Here is a 16,178-nt window from a genome sequence, read left to right on the forward strand (position 1 = left end):
GCAACGGACGGGGTCGTTTAAAGCGGTCAGTGCCCTGTGCGCGCCGCGCTAAGGTAACACTGAGCGAAGCCGTGCCTTCATTGTCACCCCTCTTTGGTACCACGGCGCCGGGTCGAGCGTGATGCACAATCACCGCCAGCGCCGCTCTGTCAAAGCCGCCGCCCTGTTCCAGCCATCTGGCCCCTGGTACAATGTTCTTTATGTCCAGGTACTCATCGCGATCCTGATTGGCGTTCTCGTTGGCTGGTTGTGGCCTGCTGTGGGGACGAACAGCTGGGTCAAAGCGCTTGGTGACGGATTCATCAAGCTGATCAAAATGGTGATCGCGCCGATCATCTTCTGCACTGTTGTGTCCGGAATTGCGCATGTTCAGGATGCACGAAAGGTCGGGCGAGTCGGCGTCAAGGCGCTGCTTTACTTCGAGATCGTTTCAACCTTCGCGCTGATCCTGGGTCTCGTGATGGGCAATCTCGTTCAGGCCGGCCATGGGCTGGCTCCCAGGGCTGATGCCGCGGCGGTAGCCAACTACGTCAAAAGAGCGGAAGGGCAGAAGGCGGTCGATTTCCTCCTTAATATTATTCCGGATAGCGTGGTTGGCGCTCTGGCCCGAGGCGACGTGCTACAGGTGCTGTTGTTTGCCATCCTATTCGGGTTCTCGCTGATGGCGCTTGGCGAGCGGGGTGAGCGGATGCGCAGTCTGGTCGACGATGCTGCACACGCGGTGTTTGGTGTCATTAGGATCGTAATGAAGGCAGCGCCAATCGGGGCGTTCGGCGCCATGGCCTACACTATCGGCGAATTCGGACCGTCCGCGCTCGGTAAACTCATCGGCTTGGTTGCGCTGTTCTACGTGACAGCCGGGCTCTTCGTGATCATTGTGCTTGGTCTGGTTGCGCACTTGGTCGGTTTTTCTATTCTAAAGTTCATCGTTTACATCAAGGATGAGCTGCTGATCGTCCTCGGAACGTCGTCGTCCGAAAGCGCGCTGCCGCAGTTGATGGAAAAACTCGAACGGCTGGGCTGTTCCAAGCCGGTCGTTGGCCTGGTGGTGCCGACAGGATACTCTTTCAATTTGGATGGGACGAACATTTACATGACGTTGGCGACCTTGTTCATCGCGCAGGCGCTCGGGGTCGATCTCGACTTCGGCCAGCAGCTCACGATACTGGTTGTGGCGATGCTCACCTCGAAGGGCGCAAGTGGTGTTACCGGTGCCGGGTTCGTCACACTGGCCGCAACATTGACCGTGGTCAGTCCTGACCTCGTCCCGGGCATTGCGATCGTATTCTCGATCGACAAGTTCATGAGCGAGGTGCGCGCGCTTACCAACATCATCGGAAACGGTATTGCCGCGGTGTTTGTGTCGTGGTGGGAAGGTGAACTCGACCATGTCTCGCTACACGCGCAGCTCAAGTAGATCTGCGATCTCAGCTCGGCCATTGCGGACTAGAAATCACTCTTTGAATGCCTACATTCTGGGAGGCAATCGTCGTGCAGTACAGGGCCAGCCTGATTCCAGGGGGAATGGTGCAGGGTCATTACGCTCACGGTGGTGCACCAGACCAGCGTCGCCATTGGTACCTGCGGCAGCCCGCCGGCTGATGTGGTTCATTATCCCGGGTTTGAGCGTCCTCCAAAAGCGGGAGCTCATTCGTGCCTACGCGCGGCAGCGACAGTGGTTCGATTTCTCGCCTCGCCGTCGAGGGGTCGGCGCGTCAAGCCGGCGCTCTTTTCAAATGTTCCTTTTTCCACGCTAGACTTCGAACGGCATATTCCCTTTGTTGCGGTAAGACACGACCTGTCTTTTATTTGCCTTCAGATGAGGGCGCCGAAGCGGCCTCAGCAGCTTGGGGCAAATCGTGGCGATCCATTCTTTTGATTCAGAAGCGAACTTGCGCGGAGCGCGTATGCTGCGTACCGCGTTGGGGCCCGCCATCGCATGGTTTTTGGAAGATCCGGCAATCGTCGAGGTGATGCTCAATCCCGACGGCCGACTGTGGATCGACCGACTGTCGAGCGGCCTTACGGATACTGGCAAGAATATATCCCCTTCTGACGGAGAGCGAATCATCCGCGTGGTAGCTCACTACGTGGGTGCCGAGGTTCATCCCGGGAGCCCACGGATTTCTGCCGAGCTGCCCGAGACGGGGGAGCGATTCGAGGGGCTGCTGCCGCCGGTCGTGGCCGCGCCAACATTTGCGATCCGAAAGCCGGCGGTCGCCGTGTTCAGCCTCGAGGATTACGTCGGAGTCGGCATTATGACGCCGGATCAGGCCGGTGCATTGAGGGATGCAGTTTGCGCGCGCAAGAACATTCTGGTCGCCGGCGGCACCTCGACCGGCAAGACGACACTGACCAATGCCCTTCTCGCCGAGGTGGCTAAAACGACTGACCGTGTCGTTCTCATCGAAGATACGCGCGAGCTTCAGTGCTTGGCGCCAAACCTCGTGGCGCTCCGCACGAAGGATGGCTTGATCTCGCTCTCCGACCTGGTCCGTTCGTCGCTTCGTCTGCGCCCCGATCGAATTCCCATTGGTGAGGTGCGCGGAGCCGAGGCGCTCGATTTGCTCAAGGCCTGGAGCACCGGACATCCGGGCGGAATCGGCACGATCCATGCCGGAACGGCGCTCGGGGCGCTACGCCGACTCGAGCAGCTAGTCCAGGAAGCTGTCGTCACAGTCCCCCGGCCGCTTATCGCCGAAACAATCAACGTAATCGCGGTGCTCAGCGGCCGCGGCGCCGAACGCCGCTTGAGCGAGCTCGCCCGCGTCACCGGCTTAGAAGCATCAGGTGATTACAGCCTTTCTGCAATTGGAGACCGATCATGACGATGCCTTCATCTCTCCGCCGCGCCAGCATTCCGGCCACGGCAATTGTGACCCTTTGGCTGAGCAGTATCCCGGCGTGCGCCGCTGGCTCAAATATGCCGTGGGAGCAACCGCTCAACCAGATTTTGCAATCGGTCGAGGGTCCCGTCGCCAAGATTATTGCGGTCATCATCATCATTGTGACCGGGCTCTCGCTCGCATTTGGCGACACGTCTGGTGGCTTTCGCCGCCTGGTTCAGATCGTGTTCGGTCTGTCCATCGCCTTTGCGGCATCAAGCTTCTTTCTGTCTTTCTTCTCCTTCGGCGGCGGCGTGGTGATCTAATGGAGGAGCCTGTCGCAGGTTTTATCGCGCCCGTGCATCGTGCGCTCACCGAGCCTATCCTGATGGGCGGTGCGCCGCGCGCCGTGGCGATCGCCAACGGCACGTTAGCGGCGGCACTCGGTCTTGGGCTGCGCCTGTGGGTTGCCGGCCTTCTCCTCTGGTTCGTCGGCCACATGGCCGCCATCTGGGCCGCAAAACGCGATCCCGATTTCGTGGAAGTCGTGCGCCGGCACGTCCGTATTCCAAGCCACCTCAGGTCCTAGAGTTGCCTATGATGAATCTTGCCGAATATCGCCGTTCAAACACGCGCCTTGCCGACTTCCTGCCTTGGGCGGCCCTGGTCGATGAGGGCGTCATTCTCAACAAGGATGGATCCTTTCAGCGAACGGCCCGGTTCAGAGGGCCGGATCTCGACAGCTCAGTGCCGGCCGAGCTTGTTGCTGTCGCAGGCCGCCTCAACAATGCGCTCCGTCGCCTCGGATCGGGGTGGGCCGTCTTCGTCGAGGCGCAACGGCATTCGGCAGGACGCTATCCGCCGGATACATTCCCGGACGTCGCCTCGGCGCTGGTGGATGCGGAGCGGAAAGCGCAATTCGAGGAGGCCGGCAGCCACTATGAGTCGAGCTACTATCTGACTTTCCTCTATCTGCCTCCGGCAGAGAGTGCGGCCGTGGCGGAGCGCCTGCTGTACGAGGGCAGCCATCGCGCTGCGGGAGCGGATGCGCGCGAGGTGCTTGCCGGCTTTGTCGACCGGACCGGCCGCGTCCTGCAGCTCGTCGAGGGTTTCATGCCGGAATGTGGCTGGCTCGATGACGAGCAAACGCTGACCTACCTGCATTCGACGGTCTCGACCAAACGGCATCGCGTGCGCGTGCCAGAAATTCCGATGTATCTCGATGCGTTGCTTGCCGATCAATCCCTGACAGGAGGTCTCGAGCCCATGCTGGGCGAGGCGCATCTGCGCGTTCTGACGCTCGTGGGCTTTCCGACCGCGACCACGCCCGGAATTCTCGACGACCTGAACCGGCTGGCATTCCCGTATCGCTGGTCCACGCGGGCGATCATGCTCGACAAGACAGATGCCACAAAGCTCCTCACCAGGATCAGGCGGCAATGGTTTGCCAAGCGCAAGTCGATCGCGGCGATCCTGAAGGAGGTGATGACGAACGAGGCCTCCGCGCTTCTGGATACCGATGCCCACAACAAGGCGATGGACGCCGACAGTGCGCTCCAGGAATTGGGCTCGGATCAGATCGCACAGGTCTTCGTTACGGCAACGGTCACGGTCTGGGACGGGGATCCTCGCGCAGCCGACGAAAAGCTCCGCCTCGCCGAAAAGGTCGTCCAAGGCCGCGACTTCACCTGCATGGCCGAGACGGTCAATGCCGTCGAAGCCTGGCTCGGCAGCCTGCCGGGACAAACTTACGCAAACGTCCGCCAGCCGCCGGTCTCGACCCTGAACCTCGCCCATATGATCCCGCTATCTGCCGTATGGGCCGGAGAGGTGAGGGATCACCACCTCAACGCGCCCCCATTGTTCTTCGGTAAGACTGAGGGTTCCACGCCATTCCGGTTTTCTCTGCATGTCGGAGATGTCGGCCACACCATGGTCATCGGGCCGACGGGCGCCGGTAAGTCGGTGCTGCTGGCGCTCATGGCGCTGCAGTTCCGCCGCTATCGCGAGGCGCAGATCTTTGCGTTCGACTTCGGAGGCTCGATCCGCGCATCGGCCATCGCCACGGGGGGCGACTGGCATGATCTCGGCGGCGCCCTGGAATCCTCAGAATTCGTCTCGCTCCAGCCGCTTGCAGGCATCGACGATGTCGGCGAGCGAGGCTGGGCATCCGACTGGATCGCATCGATCCTGACGCGCGAGCGGATCGAAGTCACCCCTGAGACCAAGGATCATGTCTGGTCGGCGTTGACCTCACTCGCCTCGGCACCAGTTAAGGAGCGGACTCTGACTGGGTTCTCCGTTCTTCTGCAGTCCAACGCTCTCAAGCGCGCGCTGCAGCCCTACTGCCTCGGTGGTCCATACGCCCTGTTGCTCGACGGCGAATATGAACGGCTGGGTGAAGCCTCCGTCCAGGTGTTCGAGACCGACGGATTGATCGGGACCTCTGTCGCGCCCGCAGTTCTGGCCTATCTGTTTCACCGGATCGAGGACCGCTTTGACGGCCGTCCGACACTGCTCATCATCGACGAAGGCTGGCTTGCGCTCGATGACGCCGATTTTGCCGGCAAGCTCCGCGAGTGGCTCAAAACCCTCCGCAAAAAGAACGCCTCGGTCGTGTTTGCGACCCAATCGCTTGCCGATATCGATGGCTCCAAAATCGCGCCTGCCATCATCGAGAGCTGCCCGACCCGCATCCTTTTGCCAAACGATCGCGCCATCGAGCCGCAGATCAAGGCGATTTACCGTCGCTTTGGGCTGAACGACCGGCAGATCGAGATCCTCGCCCGCGCCACTCCGAAGCGGGACTACTACTGCCAATCGCGCCGCGGCAACCGCCTGTTCGAGCTCGGACTTGGCGAAATCGCGCTCGCCTTCGCGGCCGCCTCGTCCAAAGCCGACCAGGCTTTGATTGATCGGGTGCTTGCCGAGCACGGAAGGGACGAGTTCGTCACCGGCTGGCTCAAGGCGCGCGACCTCGGCTGGGCCTGCAATCTCATTCCGCAGTTCGCCAAACAAGGAGCGCTCTGATGAGCTGTATCCGCCCGCTTCTGGCAGCAAGTATCATCGCCATGACCATGATCCAAGCGCCCCGCGAAGCGAAGGCGCAGTGGATCGTGTTCGATCCCAACAACTACGTTCAGAATGTGCTGACGGCCGCGCGTGAGCTGCAGCAGATCAACAATCAGATCACTTCGCTCCAGAACCAAGCGCAGATGCTGATCAATCAGGCGAAGAACCTGGCGAGCCTGCCTTATTCATCCTTGCAACAGCTCGAGAAGTCGATTCAACGCACCCAGCAGCTACTCTCGCACGCGCAGCGGATTGCCTACGACGTCCAGCAGATCGATCGCGCGTTTTCCACCACCTATGCGCCGGCATCGGCGAGCATGTCCGATGGGCTCCTGGTCGCAAATGCCCAAACACGCTGGCAGAACTCAGTTGCCGGGCTGCAGGACGCCATGAGGGTCCAAGCGAGCGTTGTCGGCAATCTCGACGCCAACCGCATCCAGATGTCCGCCCTCGTGACGGCGAGCCAGGGCGCAGCGGGTGCGCTCCAGGCAAGTCAGGCCGGCAACCAGCTCCTTGCGCTGCAAGCCCAGCAGCTTGCGGACCTTACGGCGACTGTTGCCGCGCAAGGTCGCGCACAGACGCTCGAATCCGCCCAACGGGCTGCAGCGCAGGAGCAGGGTAGGGAGCAGCTGCGGCGCTTTCTCAATCCGGGCCAAAACTATCAACCGACAACCGTGCAGATGTTCCACTGATCATGAAAATACGATTTGAACGACTACCTGTCGCGGCAGCAGCTGGTCTTGCTGTCCTGTTGGTTGCCGCCTGCGCCATTCGCCTGCGCACCGACGAGAGCGCGACCCAGTCTTCCGTCTCTCTAGCCTCAAAACCGGATTTGACCGCAGCAAAGCTCGAGCAATGCCGTACCGTCACCTACGAGCAGAAAGACGCTCTGCTTGAATGCCAGAAGATCTGGGCCGAGCAGCGCAATCAATTCTTAGGCGGAAGCAGGTCAATTGATGGTTCGCATAGCCGGACCGGCGCGGCGCCATTCCCCTCTCCAGTCCCGCGTAAAGACGAAGGTCGCCTCCCGTCCGGCTTTTCCTCCATTCCGAGCCAAAGCGAGTGAGCCATGGGCGGCACGGGCGTCATCGACCAGTTTCTGGAAGCTTTCACCCGCTACATCGATTCCGGATTCGGTCTCGTCGGGGGCGAAGTCGGATATGTCGCCACAACGCTGGCTGCAATCGACATCACCCTGGCTGGCCTGTTCTGGTCATTCGGAACGGACGAGGACATCATCGCCCGGCTGGTCAAGAAAACCTTGTTTGTCGGCGTCTTTGCTTACCTGATTGGCAATTGGAATAACCTCGCCCGGATCGTCTTCGAAAGTTTTGCGGGGTTAGGTCTGAAAGCCTCAGGGACAAGCCTTTCGTCAGCAGATTTCCTAAGGCCGGGCCGCATTGCGCAGGTAGGCCTTGATGCAGGCCGGCCAATCCTGGACTCCATCTCTGGGCTGATGGGCTATGTCAGCTTCTTTGAGAATTTCGTGCAAATCGTGGTCCTGCTGTTTGCTTGGATCGTGGTGCTGCTCGCGTTCTTTATCCTGGCGATCCAGCTGTTCGTGACCCTCATCGAATTCAAGCTGACGACACTTGCCGGGTTCGTCCTGATCCCCTTCGGCCTGTTCGGCAAGACCGCTTTTGCGGCTGAACGGGTGCTGGGCAATGTCATCTCATCGGGGGTCAAGGTTCTGGTCCTTGCCGTCATCGTGGGCATCGGGTCGACCTTGTTCTCGCAGTTCACGAGCGGCTTTGGCGGCAACCAGCCGACCATCGAGAATGCGATGGCACTTGTCCTGGGCGCGCTCGCCCTCTTGGGCCTTGGCATCTTCGGCCCCGGTATCGCCAATGGCATCGTCTCCGGAGGTCCGCAGCTTGGCGCAGGCACCGCCGTCGGCACGGGCCTCGCTGCCGGTGGGGTGATCGCGGCAGGAGCTGGCGCTGCCGCCGGCGCTGCAGGTCTTGCCGCCGGCGCGATTGCGGGCTCGCTGCGCGGTGGAAGCGCGATTGCAAGTGGCGCGACGAACATGTTGCGGGCGGGAAGCTCCGGCGTCGAGGCGAGCGCGCCAGGCGCGGCAAGTCCCTTGCGTTCGCTCGCAGCCGGCCTTGGGCGAGCGACTGGTCATGTCGGTCAGGAGGAGGGGGGCTCCTCGGCCGCCCCCGACAGTCCGCCAGCCTGGGTTCGGCGTATGAAGCGTGCGCAGACCATCCAACAGGGAGCATCAGCGGCCACGCACGCGGTTCGGTCAGGCGATCACGGCGGGAGCGGCGCATCGGTGGACCTCTCACAAGACAATCGCTGAGTTCGCTGTCTCTCCAAAATCCATTTCCAACCATGCTTTGAGGTCAGACAAATGTTCAAACGATCGGCCGTTCACTATGGCCGCACGCCGGAGCCGGTCACGCCCTATCAACGCGCAGCTCAAGTCTGGGATGACCGCATTGGTGCAGCACGAGTCCAGGCCAAGAACTGGCGGCTCATGGCATTCGGCTGCCTGTTCCTCTCCGCGGGCTTTGCTGGAGCTCTGGTCTGGCAATCAGCCCATGGCACGATCACGCCCTGGGTGGTTGAGGTCGATCAATTGGGTGAAGCGAAAGCACTTGCCCCTGCAAATGCTGCCTACCAGCCGACGGACCCTCAAATAGCGTTTCACCTGGCGCGCTTCATCGAGCACGTCCGCGGCTTGCCGATGGACGCGATTGTCCTCCGCGAGAACTGGCTGCGTGCCTACGACTTCACGACCGATCGCGGCGCCGCCGCGCTCAACGACTATGCCCGCAACAACGACCCCTTCGCCAAGCTCGGAAAGTCTCAAATCGCGATCGAGGTCTCGAGCGTCATCCGAGCCTCGCCTGAGAGCTTTCGCCTCGCCTGGATCGAGCGCCGCTACGATAACGGCCAACTTGCCGCAACGGAACGGTGGACTGCCATCCTTACCATCGTCGTGGAAATGCCTCGCGATCTGGATCGCCTACGCAAAAATCCCCTTGGCATCTACGTCAACGCTATCAACTGGTCAAAGGAGCTCGGCTAACATGCCGTCAGGTCTTGTTTTTGTGTCACGAAAAGCGCGGCCGTGCTTGCCTCTGGCTCTTCTGGTCTGTGTCTCGACGCTCGGCGGCTGCACGACCTTCAGGCCGCCGCAAATCAGCTACGACAACGAGCTCCCGCCGGCACCGGACTTGCCGGCGCTTGCCGATGATCGCCCGCGACCGCTACATGTGCCACCGACCTGGAAGGCTGCACGAGGCGGCAAGAGCGCGGAGGCCGAGGAGCCTGTCGAGCGCATCGAAACCGCAAATGACGCTGCACGCGTGCAGCCTCGCAAAGCCGGCTACTACAATGCGGTGCAAGTGTTTTCCTATAGTCCGGGCGCGCTCTACCAGATCTATGCCGCGCCGGGGCAAATTACGGACATTGCACTCGAGCCCGGTGAGCAGCTGATCGGCTCAGGACCGCTCGCCGCAGGCGATACCGTCCGCTGGGTGGTGGGCGACACCGAGAGTGGCAGCGGCGTCGCCCGCCGCGTTCACATCATGGTCAAGCCCACCCGTCCCTCGATCGAGACCAACCTCGTCGTCAATACTGATCGCCGTACTTACCTGATCGAGCTTCGCGCCAACGAAAAGCCCTATATGCCCTCGGTCGCCTGGTTCTATCCGCCGGATCCTGGCGGGCGAGCTCGAGCTTTACCGCCGGCACCCTTTATTCCGGACCTGCGGGCGCGCCGCTACCGCTACGCCATCGAGGGCGACAGCCCGCCTTGGCGTCCCGTCAACGCTTATGATGACGGCCGAAAAACCTACATTGAATTCTCCCCCGGCGTCAGTCAGGGCGAGATGCCGCCGCTCTTCGTGATCGGGCCCGACGGCAAAACCGAGATCGTCAACTACCGCGCTTACGGAAATGTGCTGATTGTTGACCGGCTGTTCGCGGCCGCGGAACTGAGGCTGGGCGAGGAGCACCAGCAGAAGGTCAGGATCGTGCGAACCGACGGGAGGTCGCTTTGAACGATACGGACCAGGCGATCGATACACCAAAGGAAGCGCCTCGGGGCAAGCCGCCGGAAGAGATTGCCGAAATCCTGCGGATCCGGCCGGATCGGCCAAAAGTTGCGCGCCTCTCGCGGAAAGTCCTTATCGGCGGCAGCGCCCTTGTGCTCGCGCTGATCACTGGCGCGGTGCTCTGGGCGCTGCACGAGAAACGGTCAGGTACTTCAGCACCCGAGGAGCTTTACGCGACTGACCACCATAACGTCGCCGATCAGCTCGCGACCTTACCGAAGGATTACACCGAGATCCCGAAGGACGTGCCGCGCCTGGGGCCGCCTTTGCCCGGTGATCTCGGTCGGCCGATCGTCGCTGCACAGGGATCTTCGACATCCAGCTCGCTCGGTATTGATGCCGAACAGCAGCGTGTCAATCAGGAGAGCGAGGCGGCACGGACCAGCAAGGTATTTGCCAGCACCAATGTCCGGCCACAAGCCCCCGCCACTTCATCGAGCGAAGCCCGTTCGAGCGGCGTGCCATCATCGGACGAAGCATTTGCTCAGAATGGCCAAGACCGAAAGCTTGCGTTCGTCAGTGCAACGGTCGATCGTCGGACGACAAGCTCCGATCGCCTTGTGAGGCCGGCTTCGCCTTTTGTCGTTCAGGCCGGAACGGTCATTCCGGCCGCTCTCATCACAGGAATCCGCTCCGACCTGCCTGGCCAGATCACGGCGCAAGTCACAGAATCGGTGTACGATTCTCCTACCGGGCGAGCTCGCCTTATCCCCCAGGGAGCAAGGCTGATCGGGAGCTACGATAGCCAGGTCGCATTTGGGCAGTCGCGCGTGCTCCTGGTCTGGACGCGCCTAATCATGCCGAATGGGAGGTCGATTGTTCTGGAACGGCAGCCCGGTGCAGATGCGGCAGGCTTCTCTGGTCTTGAGGACGAGGTCGACAATCATTGGAAGGAACTGTTGGGGGCGGCCGCTCTTTCGACGCTGCTTTCCGTCGGCACGGAGGTGAATTCCGGGGCGGATAACGGCAATACCAACAACGATCTCATTGCCGCCCTCCGCCGTGGAGCTGGGGATTCGATCAATCAAACGGGCCAGCAGGTTGTCCGCCGCAATCTCAACATACAGCCGACTTTGACGATCCGTCCGGGATTTCCGGTGCGGGTGATCGTCAACCGTGACCTGATGCTCGAACCGTATAGAGGTTGAGGACGATGGCAAAGCTTAAGCTCGGAGCAATCGAAGACGACAAGCCGATCAAGATTACGCATGAACTGCCCGCGAGCGTGCACAGGGATCTCGTGGCATATGCCCAGATCCTTGTACAGGAGACCGCTCAGCCGATCGGAGATCCGGCCAAGCTTATCGCGCCCATGCTGGCCCGGTTCATGGCGGCCGACAGGAGCTTCCGGAAAGCGCGCCGCGCGCGTCAGCGACCGATCGAAGGCGAGGAATAGCGCTCGGAGAGGCGAATTTGGCGGACCTTGTCTACCGAGAGCTGCGCAATGGCGCGGGTGCGAGCCGATTCGAGTTTTCTGCCTATCGGCACGCCGGCAATGAGACCCGGCCCTGCAGGAATTCCTGATGTTACTCGTCAGTCACGGCATCATCAAAAGGCTGATCAGCATGAAGACAGGAATAAGCCTCGTGCTCGAGTCCGACATAGGTGTTGCCGCTGACCTCGACGGTCCAATCCAGGCGTTGCTTGAAAACGCGGTAGCGCAGCCGGTGCATCTCGGCGAGATCGTGGACGAATTCCCCGAGTTTTCCCACCCTGCCAAGGGGCCATCCGGCCCGGCGAAGAATGCGCTCCATGCGGGCGTCGGTCACAGCGACTATTTCGATCAATTCAATGGAAAGGCCGAATTCAATCATGCCCGCAAACAGCTCGTAACTGGCAGCAGCAAGTCCGCCGCTCGCCTTCGGCGCATCCGCGGGAACATCGAGCGCGAATCGGCTGCTCCCCAGATCCGATCGCTTCGTGGCGCCGGCTGGCGTCCAGCAGGATCGGGAAGATGTCCCCCAGCATGGTTGGACCGGTCGAAGGCAAAAGCCGGACGCAACCTTGAATACGTCCGGCTCCCGAGCGGTTCAGTAGATCCACCGCTCAAGGACGTCAAACTTGTCGACTTCCATGTACTCCGGCGTGATGAGCTGCATCATTTTTGCCTCCCTGCTTCGTTTCGGCAACTAAGCAGAAGGCCTAGGCAAGCGCATCCTGTGCAGTTCCACAGGTGTTTATGGAAGGCCGGCGTTTCATTTTCGAGATTTTGTGTCGGTCAACCGCACGATCGCTTGACGAAGCGAGCTGACACCAGCTTTGCACGGGCGTTGTCCAGGTGAAATCCCGCGGTTGGCTCTGCGATGCCGAGAATGATCCCGATCTCCCCAGCCGATTTACCGCGCGCGGACCATTCGAGACACTGGTACTCGCGAGGAGACAGCACCACGCCGCCGATCATGCGATCAATCGTCCAGAAGCGTTTTGCATGCTCATGTAAAAACGTTGCGATTAATCGCAGGCTCTGGGCGTGCTCGACAAGCGCGCGCTCGAAACCAGTTCGACGCTCGTCACTTGCAAAGCTCAGCGCGGCGATTGCGCCCTTGTCATCGTGGATAGAATGTAAACCTGCAGCAAATCCCAAATGTTTCGGCTTCTTCGAACAAAGCGCGTTCGGACTCCGACCGATTTCGCGCTTCAAATCCAAGCCCCCATCGGAAGGGCTTAGGCTGGCGCATTGCCCGACGCACCCCGGATCGACGGATTCGTAGCCACGCTGCAGATAGATGGCGGTCCAGGAGGGGATATGTCGAGATCACGTTGGGAGCACTGCCCGGCTCACGGGAAGAGCTAGATATGCGACGCACGACAGCTTGAGCGCAGCGGCGAGCTCAGCCATGCTCTGCTGAGCTGCGTCTTGATGCGTGCTTTCGGTCAATCGTTCAGCAAACCTTTGAAAAACCCGATCCATCTTTGATGAACCCGCGGGTCACCCTCGCAAGCGCTACTCGTCTTAGTGAATCGAGCATCGTTGCGAATGAGGCAAACAACGAAGAAGTCGATCCAGTCCGGCGTAGATCAATCCTGATCACGAGTGCCCGGTTTGGCGCCGGGGCCGCATCAGGTCTTGCCACCCTGTGGTAGCATCCCTGCCAACTCGGCGGTCTTCGGTCGTCTGTTCGAAATCCTGCAAGCAGGCGGGGCAGATCGCCGGATTACTGCGTTATTTGGCTTCTCGCCTCGCAGGTTTGTACCGCTCTTCCGATTACAACGAACTGCTCACCAAGGAGATTGCAAATGAAGGTCGGTATTCTCAAGGAAATTAAGACGCACGAATACCGCGTCGGCCTGACGCCTGGGGCCGTCCGCGAATACGTTGCAGCTGGCCACAGCGTATTGGTCGAGAGCAACGCCGGCGCCGGGATTGGCGCGACAGATGATAACTACCGCAAGGCTGGCGCGACGATTGCAACCTCTGCTCGCGAGGTATTCGCGTCGAGCGAAATGATCGTGAAAGTCAAAGAGCCACAGCCCTCCGAATGGACGCAGCTTCGAGAAAACCAGATCCTCTTCACTTATCTGCATTTGGCTCCGGATCCGGACCAGGCGAAGGGCCTCATGAAGTCTGGCTGCACCGCAATTGCCTATGAAACTGTGACCGACGCGCACGGTGGCCTTCCACTGCTTGCCCCTATGAGCGAGGTTGCGGGAAGACTTGCGATTGAAGCCGCGGGTGCGGCGCTGAAGCGGTACGCGGGCGGACGGGGACTGCTGATTGGCGGGGTACCGGGCGTGCCACCCGCTCGCATTGTGGTGATCGGCGGGGGCGTTGTCGGCACTCACGCTGCACGGATGGCGGCAGGCTTGGGTGCTGAGGTCACGATCCTCGACCGTTCGATTCCCAGGCTTCGCGAACTGGATGAGCTGTTCGAAGGGCGAGTACGTACCAGATTCTCGACGATTGACGCCGTTGAAGAAGAGGTATTTGCGGCGGATGTTGTCATTGGTGCCGTCCTCGTTCCTGGCGCGAGCGCGCCGAAACTGGTCAGCCGCGGTATGTTGAGTTCGATGCGCAAAGGCTCCGTGATCGTGGACGTAGCGATCGATCAGGGCGGATGTTTCGAGACATCGCGGGCCACGACACATGCCGATCCAACCTATGAGGTGGATGGCGTTATCCACTATTGTGTCGCAAACATGCCGGGAGCTGTGCCGCTCACCTCAAGCCAGGCACTCAACAACGCTACGCTGCCTTTTGGTTTGGCTCTCGCCAGTAAAGGATTTGCAGCTGTGCTCGAAAATCCGCATCTGCGCGCAGGCCTGAATGTCTATCGGGGCCGGCTAACCTATAAGGCTGTCGCCGAGAGCCTTGGTCTTCCCTTCTCGCCGATCGAACAGGCCGCGGCCTGATCCTAGAGGTCCCCTACGGGACGTTTCGTCGCAGACTTGGGCCGCTCATCAGAGTGGCCCTTTTTGTGTGCCGAGTATGAGCGACAGCTCGGAGATGGAAGTCCTCTACCCAACTTGATTGACGACGAAGGCTTAGCCAAGCGCAAGGGCGTCAACGTGCCCGAGGTCTTTGAATGCGGGTGCGATGGAACGGACGACAGCTAGTGCCTGCGCCGCGCGCTCAACCAGCAGCTAGAGCTCACTCGCGGCGCGGTCGAACACATTATTTTTCCAACGTACCGACCCAAGCGGACGCTCCAGCATACGACGGATACGCAGGGGCTCAGGCCCGATATGAAAAGCCATGGCATTCTCGCCTAATGCGCGCTCCGACTGGTCCAGCGGTTGCGTTGGCGCAAATATCGAGTCATGTCGGCCAGTCTAGCACTCGGTCCACAGCTCGGGGGCGGCGATATCACGCGCAATTGACCAACCATAGGCGCCGTTGCGTTGCCGGTAGAGCTGCACATCCTGCATGAGGTTGTGGAAGGCTCGCTCATTTTCCGAGGCCACGCGATAGTCGAGCTCAATTACCAGTGGGCCGTTCCGGTGGTCAGCGTGAGCCGCACCTTAGGATCGCAAGAATGTCGGCGTCATCCCGCGCTCGGTGATGGCCGGCATGCGCAGCCAGCGCCCAAGCAGCGGCAAGAGCAGCATCAGTCCGGCAGAGACGAGCAGCGTGATGTCGAAAGCGATGGCATCGGTGAGGCGCCCTCAGCCCAAACTGCCAACTGCGAGGCCCCCAGAGAACGCAACCTACCAAGCCGCAACGGATTGGCCCGCAACCCAGCGCGGGGCGTAGAGCTGCACGCCAATGTCGAATAGCGTCCACGTCCATACGGCGCCCGCCAAAACCAGAGCTGCGGCTGTCAAGAGCGAATTATGAAACTGAGCACAACCGTCGCGATCGCGCCGCTCATGGACAGTGTGCAGGCACGAACCGCAGCCTCGCGGATCTTTATCGCCGCGACCTTGAGAGCTTCTGCACGAATCCTTATAGATGCCTGCCTGTGCGTAGAGGCGGTTGGCGCAGACGCAGGTCTAGCCCATGTTGCGGTATTTGGAGACGATGGCGCCTTCGATGGCGGCATCGATATCGGGTCGTCGAACACCACGTAAGGCGCCTTACCGCCCAGCTCGAGACCGAGCTTCTTCAGGCCGACGGTAGAGGATCTTGCCGACTTCGCTCGAGCCGCCGAAGCCGACAAAGCGCACGCCCGCGTGCTCGCACAAAACTTCGCCGATCGGTCGCGGATCTCCGGTGATGACGTTGAAGACACCTTTGGGCACGCCGGCCTTCTCAGCGAGGGACGCGGGCGCAAGCGCCGAGAGCGGCGTCATGCTGGTTGGCTTCAGCACCACCGTGCAGCCTGCGGCGGGCGCCAACCATACTTTGCGGGTGATCATCGAATTGGCCAAGTTCCACGGCGTGATGGTGCCGCAGACGCCAATCGGTGGCTTGATCGCAAGCAGCCTTGCATCCGGGCGCGGCGAGGGAATCGTTTCGCCATAGATGCGGCGCGCCTCTTCGGTGTAGAACTCGACATAGGCGCCACCGATATCGACTTCGCCTGGGGCCTTGGAGAGCGGCTTGCCCTGCTCGGAGGTGCCGATCGCCAGATTGTTTTTACCAAAGGCAAGGTGAGCCGACTCAGGCGCGATCAATGTAGCAGGCCTCCGGCAGAAGTGACGGGTCCTTCAGACGCTAGCGCAGGATGGACGAGCCTTGCGGTGGGTTGTGCGGCGGCGGTCGGGGTCGTCGCGTTGCTCCTGGAGGTTTTCAAATCCGAGCAATCAGATCTTCGTCGAGCGTGAAAAAAGGCCGCGC

18 protein-coding genes and 1 pseudogene are annotated in these 16,178 nt (G+C 60.8%); 14 read left to right on the forward strand and 5 right to left on the reverse strand.

Going from position 1 to position 16,178, the window contains the following annotated elements:
* The first annotated feature begins 121 nt into the window (after nt 1–121).
* The 12 genes from dctA to IVA96_RS22340 all read left to right on the forward strand — a co-directional run bounded on the left by dctA (nt 122) and on the right by IVA96_RS22340 (nt 11,357).
* The gene (gene dctA / locus IVA96_RS22285) at nt 122–1,417 is read left to right on the forward strand and encodes a C4-dicarboxylate transporter DctA (protein WP_247278019.1); all 1,296 of its coding nucleotides are present in this window, start codon (nt 122–124) and stop codon (nt 1,415–1,417) included.
* A 490-nt stretch (nt 1,418–1,907) separates the two neighbouring features.
* The gene (trbB, locus tag IVA96_RS22290) at nt 1,908–2,828 is read left to right on the forward strand and encodes a P-type conjugative transfer ATPase TrbB (RefSeq protein WP_247278018.1); all 921 of its coding nucleotides are present in this window, start codon (nt 1,908–1,910) and stop codon (nt 2,826–2,828) included.
* Between the two features lie 2 nt (nt 2,829–2,830).
* Nucleotides 2,831–3,151: a TrbC/VirB2 family protein gene (locus IVA96_RS22295; RefSeq protein ID WP_247278044.1), complete on the forward strand. Its 321-nt coding sequence runs from the start codon at nt 2,831–2,833 to the stop codon at nt 3,149–3,151.
* Entirely contained in the window at nt 3,151–3,414 is a 264-nt protein-coding gene (locus IVA96_RS22300; RefSeq protein ID WP_247278017.1) for a VirB3 family type IV secretion system protein, read from the forward strand. Before IVA96_RS22295 ends, IVA96_RS22300 begins: the two co-directional genes overlap by 1 nt.
* An 8-nt stretch (nt 3,415–3,422) precedes the next feature.
* Entirely contained in the window at nt 3,423–5,855 is a 2,433-nt protein-coding gene (gene trbE, locus IVA96_RS22305; protein WP_247278016.1) for a conjugal transfer protein TrbE, read from the forward strand.
* Nucleotides 5,855–6,589, forward strand: a complete 735-nt coding sequence (trbJ, locus tag IVA96_RS22310; RefSeq protein ID WP_247278015.1) for a P-type conjugative transfer protein TrbJ — start codon at nt 5,855–5,857, stop codon at nt 6,587–6,589. Before trbE ends, trbJ begins: the two co-directional genes overlap by 1 nt.
* 2 nt (nt 6,590–6,591) lie before the next feature.
* Complete coding sequence (trbK-alt, locus tag IVA96_RS22315) at nt 6,592–6,963, forward strand: putative entry exclusion protein TrbK-alt (RefSeq protein WP_247278014.1); 372 nt, start codon at nt 6,592–6,594, stop codon at nt 6,961–6,963.
* A 3-nt stretch (nt 6,964–6,966) separates the two neighbouring features.
* Complete coding sequence (gene trbL, locus IVA96_RS22320; protein ID WP_247278013.1) at nt 6,967–8,199, forward strand: P-type conjugative transfer protein TrbL; 1,233 nt, start codon at nt 6,967–6,969, stop codon at nt 8,197–8,199.
* A gap of 51 nt (nt 8,200–8,250) precedes the next feature.
* Complete coding sequence (gene trbF / locus IVA96_RS22325) at nt 8,251–8,931, forward strand: conjugal transfer protein TrbF (RefSeq protein ID WP_247278012.1); 681 nt, start codon at nt 8,251–8,253, stop codon at nt 8,929–8,931.
* Nucleotide 8,932: 1 nt separating this feature from the next.
* Nucleotides 8,933–9,907 carry a P-type conjugative transfer protein TrbG gene (gene trbG / locus IVA96_RS22330; RefSeq protein ID WP_247419246.1) on the forward strand — a complete coding sequence of 325 codons (975 nt, stop codon included), beginning with the start codon at nt 8,933–8,935 and terminating at the stop codon, nt 9,905–9,907.
* The gene (locus IVA96_RS22335) at nt 9,904–11,109 is read left to right on the forward strand and encodes a TrbI/VirB10 family protein (RefSeq protein ID WP_247278010.1); all 1,206 of its coding nucleotides are present in this window, start codon (nt 9,904–9,906) and stop codon (nt 11,107–11,109) included. The genes trbG and IVA96_RS22335 overlap by 4 nt, the downstream gene beginning before the upstream one ends.
* 5 nt (nt 11,110–11,114) lie before the next feature.
* Nucleotides 11,115–11,357: a DUF2274 domain-containing protein gene (locus tag IVA96_RS22340; protein ID WP_247278009.1), complete on the forward strand. Its 243-nt coding sequence runs from the start codon at nt 11,115–11,117 to the stop codon at nt 11,355–11,357.
* A gap of 130 nt (nt 11,358–11,487) precedes the next feature.
* On the opposite strand, the gene IVA96_RS35865 is transcribed toward IVA96_RS22340, so the two are convergent.
* From IVA96_RS35865 to IVA96_RS22350, 3 genes are all read right to left on the reverse strand, one after another.
* Nucleotides 11,488–11,868, reverse strand: a complete 381-nt coding sequence (locus IVA96_RS35865; RefSeq protein WP_346015450.1) for an acyl-homoserine-lactone synthase — start codon at nt 11,866–11,868, stop codon at nt 11,488–11,490.
* On the reverse strand, nt 11,768–12,004 hold the full coding sequence (locus tag IVA96_RS35870; protein ID WP_346015449.1) for an acyl-homoserine-lactone synthase: 237 nt from the start codon (nt 12,002–12,004) through the stop codon (nt 11,768–11,770). Before IVA96_RS35870 ends, IVA96_RS35865 begins: the two co-directional genes overlap by 101 nt.
* Before the next feature lie 175 nt (nt 12,005–12,179).
* The gene (locus tag IVA96_RS22350; RefSeq protein ID WP_346015608.1) at nt 12,180–12,707 is read right to left on the reverse strand and encodes a LuxR C-terminal-related transcriptional regulator; all 528 of its coding nucleotides are present in this window, start codon (nt 12,705–12,707) and stop codon (nt 12,180–12,182) included.
* Between the two features lie 491 nt (nt 12,708–13,198).
* Between IVA96_RS22350 and ald the strand changes: the two genes are divergently transcribed.
* Nucleotides 13,199–14,311: an alanine dehydrogenase gene (gene ald / locus IVA96_RS22355; RefSeq protein ID WP_247278008.1), complete on the forward strand. Its 1,113-nt coding sequence runs from the start codon at nt 13,199–13,201 to the stop codon at nt 14,309–14,311.
* 420 nt (nt 14,312–14,731) lie between these two features.
* Here ald and IVA96_RS22360 read toward each other — a convergent pair whose 3' ends face one another.
* Complete coding sequence (locus IVA96_RS22360; protein ID WP_247334029.1) at nt 14,732–14,863, reverse strand: MFS transporter; 132 nt, start codon at nt 14,861–14,863, stop codon at nt 14,732–14,734.
* Between IVA96_RS22360 and IVA96_RS35875 the strand changes: the two genes are divergently transcribed.
* The gene (locus tag IVA96_RS35875; protein WP_247419272.1) at nt 14,801–15,175 is read left to right on the forward strand and encodes a hypothetical protein; all 375 of its coding nucleotides are present in this window, start codon (nt 14,801–14,803) and stop codon (nt 15,173–15,175) included. The genes IVA96_RS22360 and IVA96_RS35875 overlap by 63 nt on opposite strands.
* A 122-nt stretch (nt 15,176–15,297) precedes the next feature.
* Here IVA96_RS35875 and IVA96_RS22370 read toward each other — a convergent pair.
* Nucleotides 15,298–16,052 (reverse strand): annotated as a pseudogene (locus IVA96_RS22370) (aldehyde dehydrogenase family protein); the annotation flags it as partial.
* Nucleotides 16,053–16,178: the final 126 nt, after the last annotated feature.

Source organism: Bradyrhizobium sp. 159 (assembly GCF_023073795.1).
Taxonomy (GTDB): Bacteria; Pseudomonadota; Alphaproteobacteria; order Rhizobiales; family Xanthobacteraceae; genus Bradyrhizobium.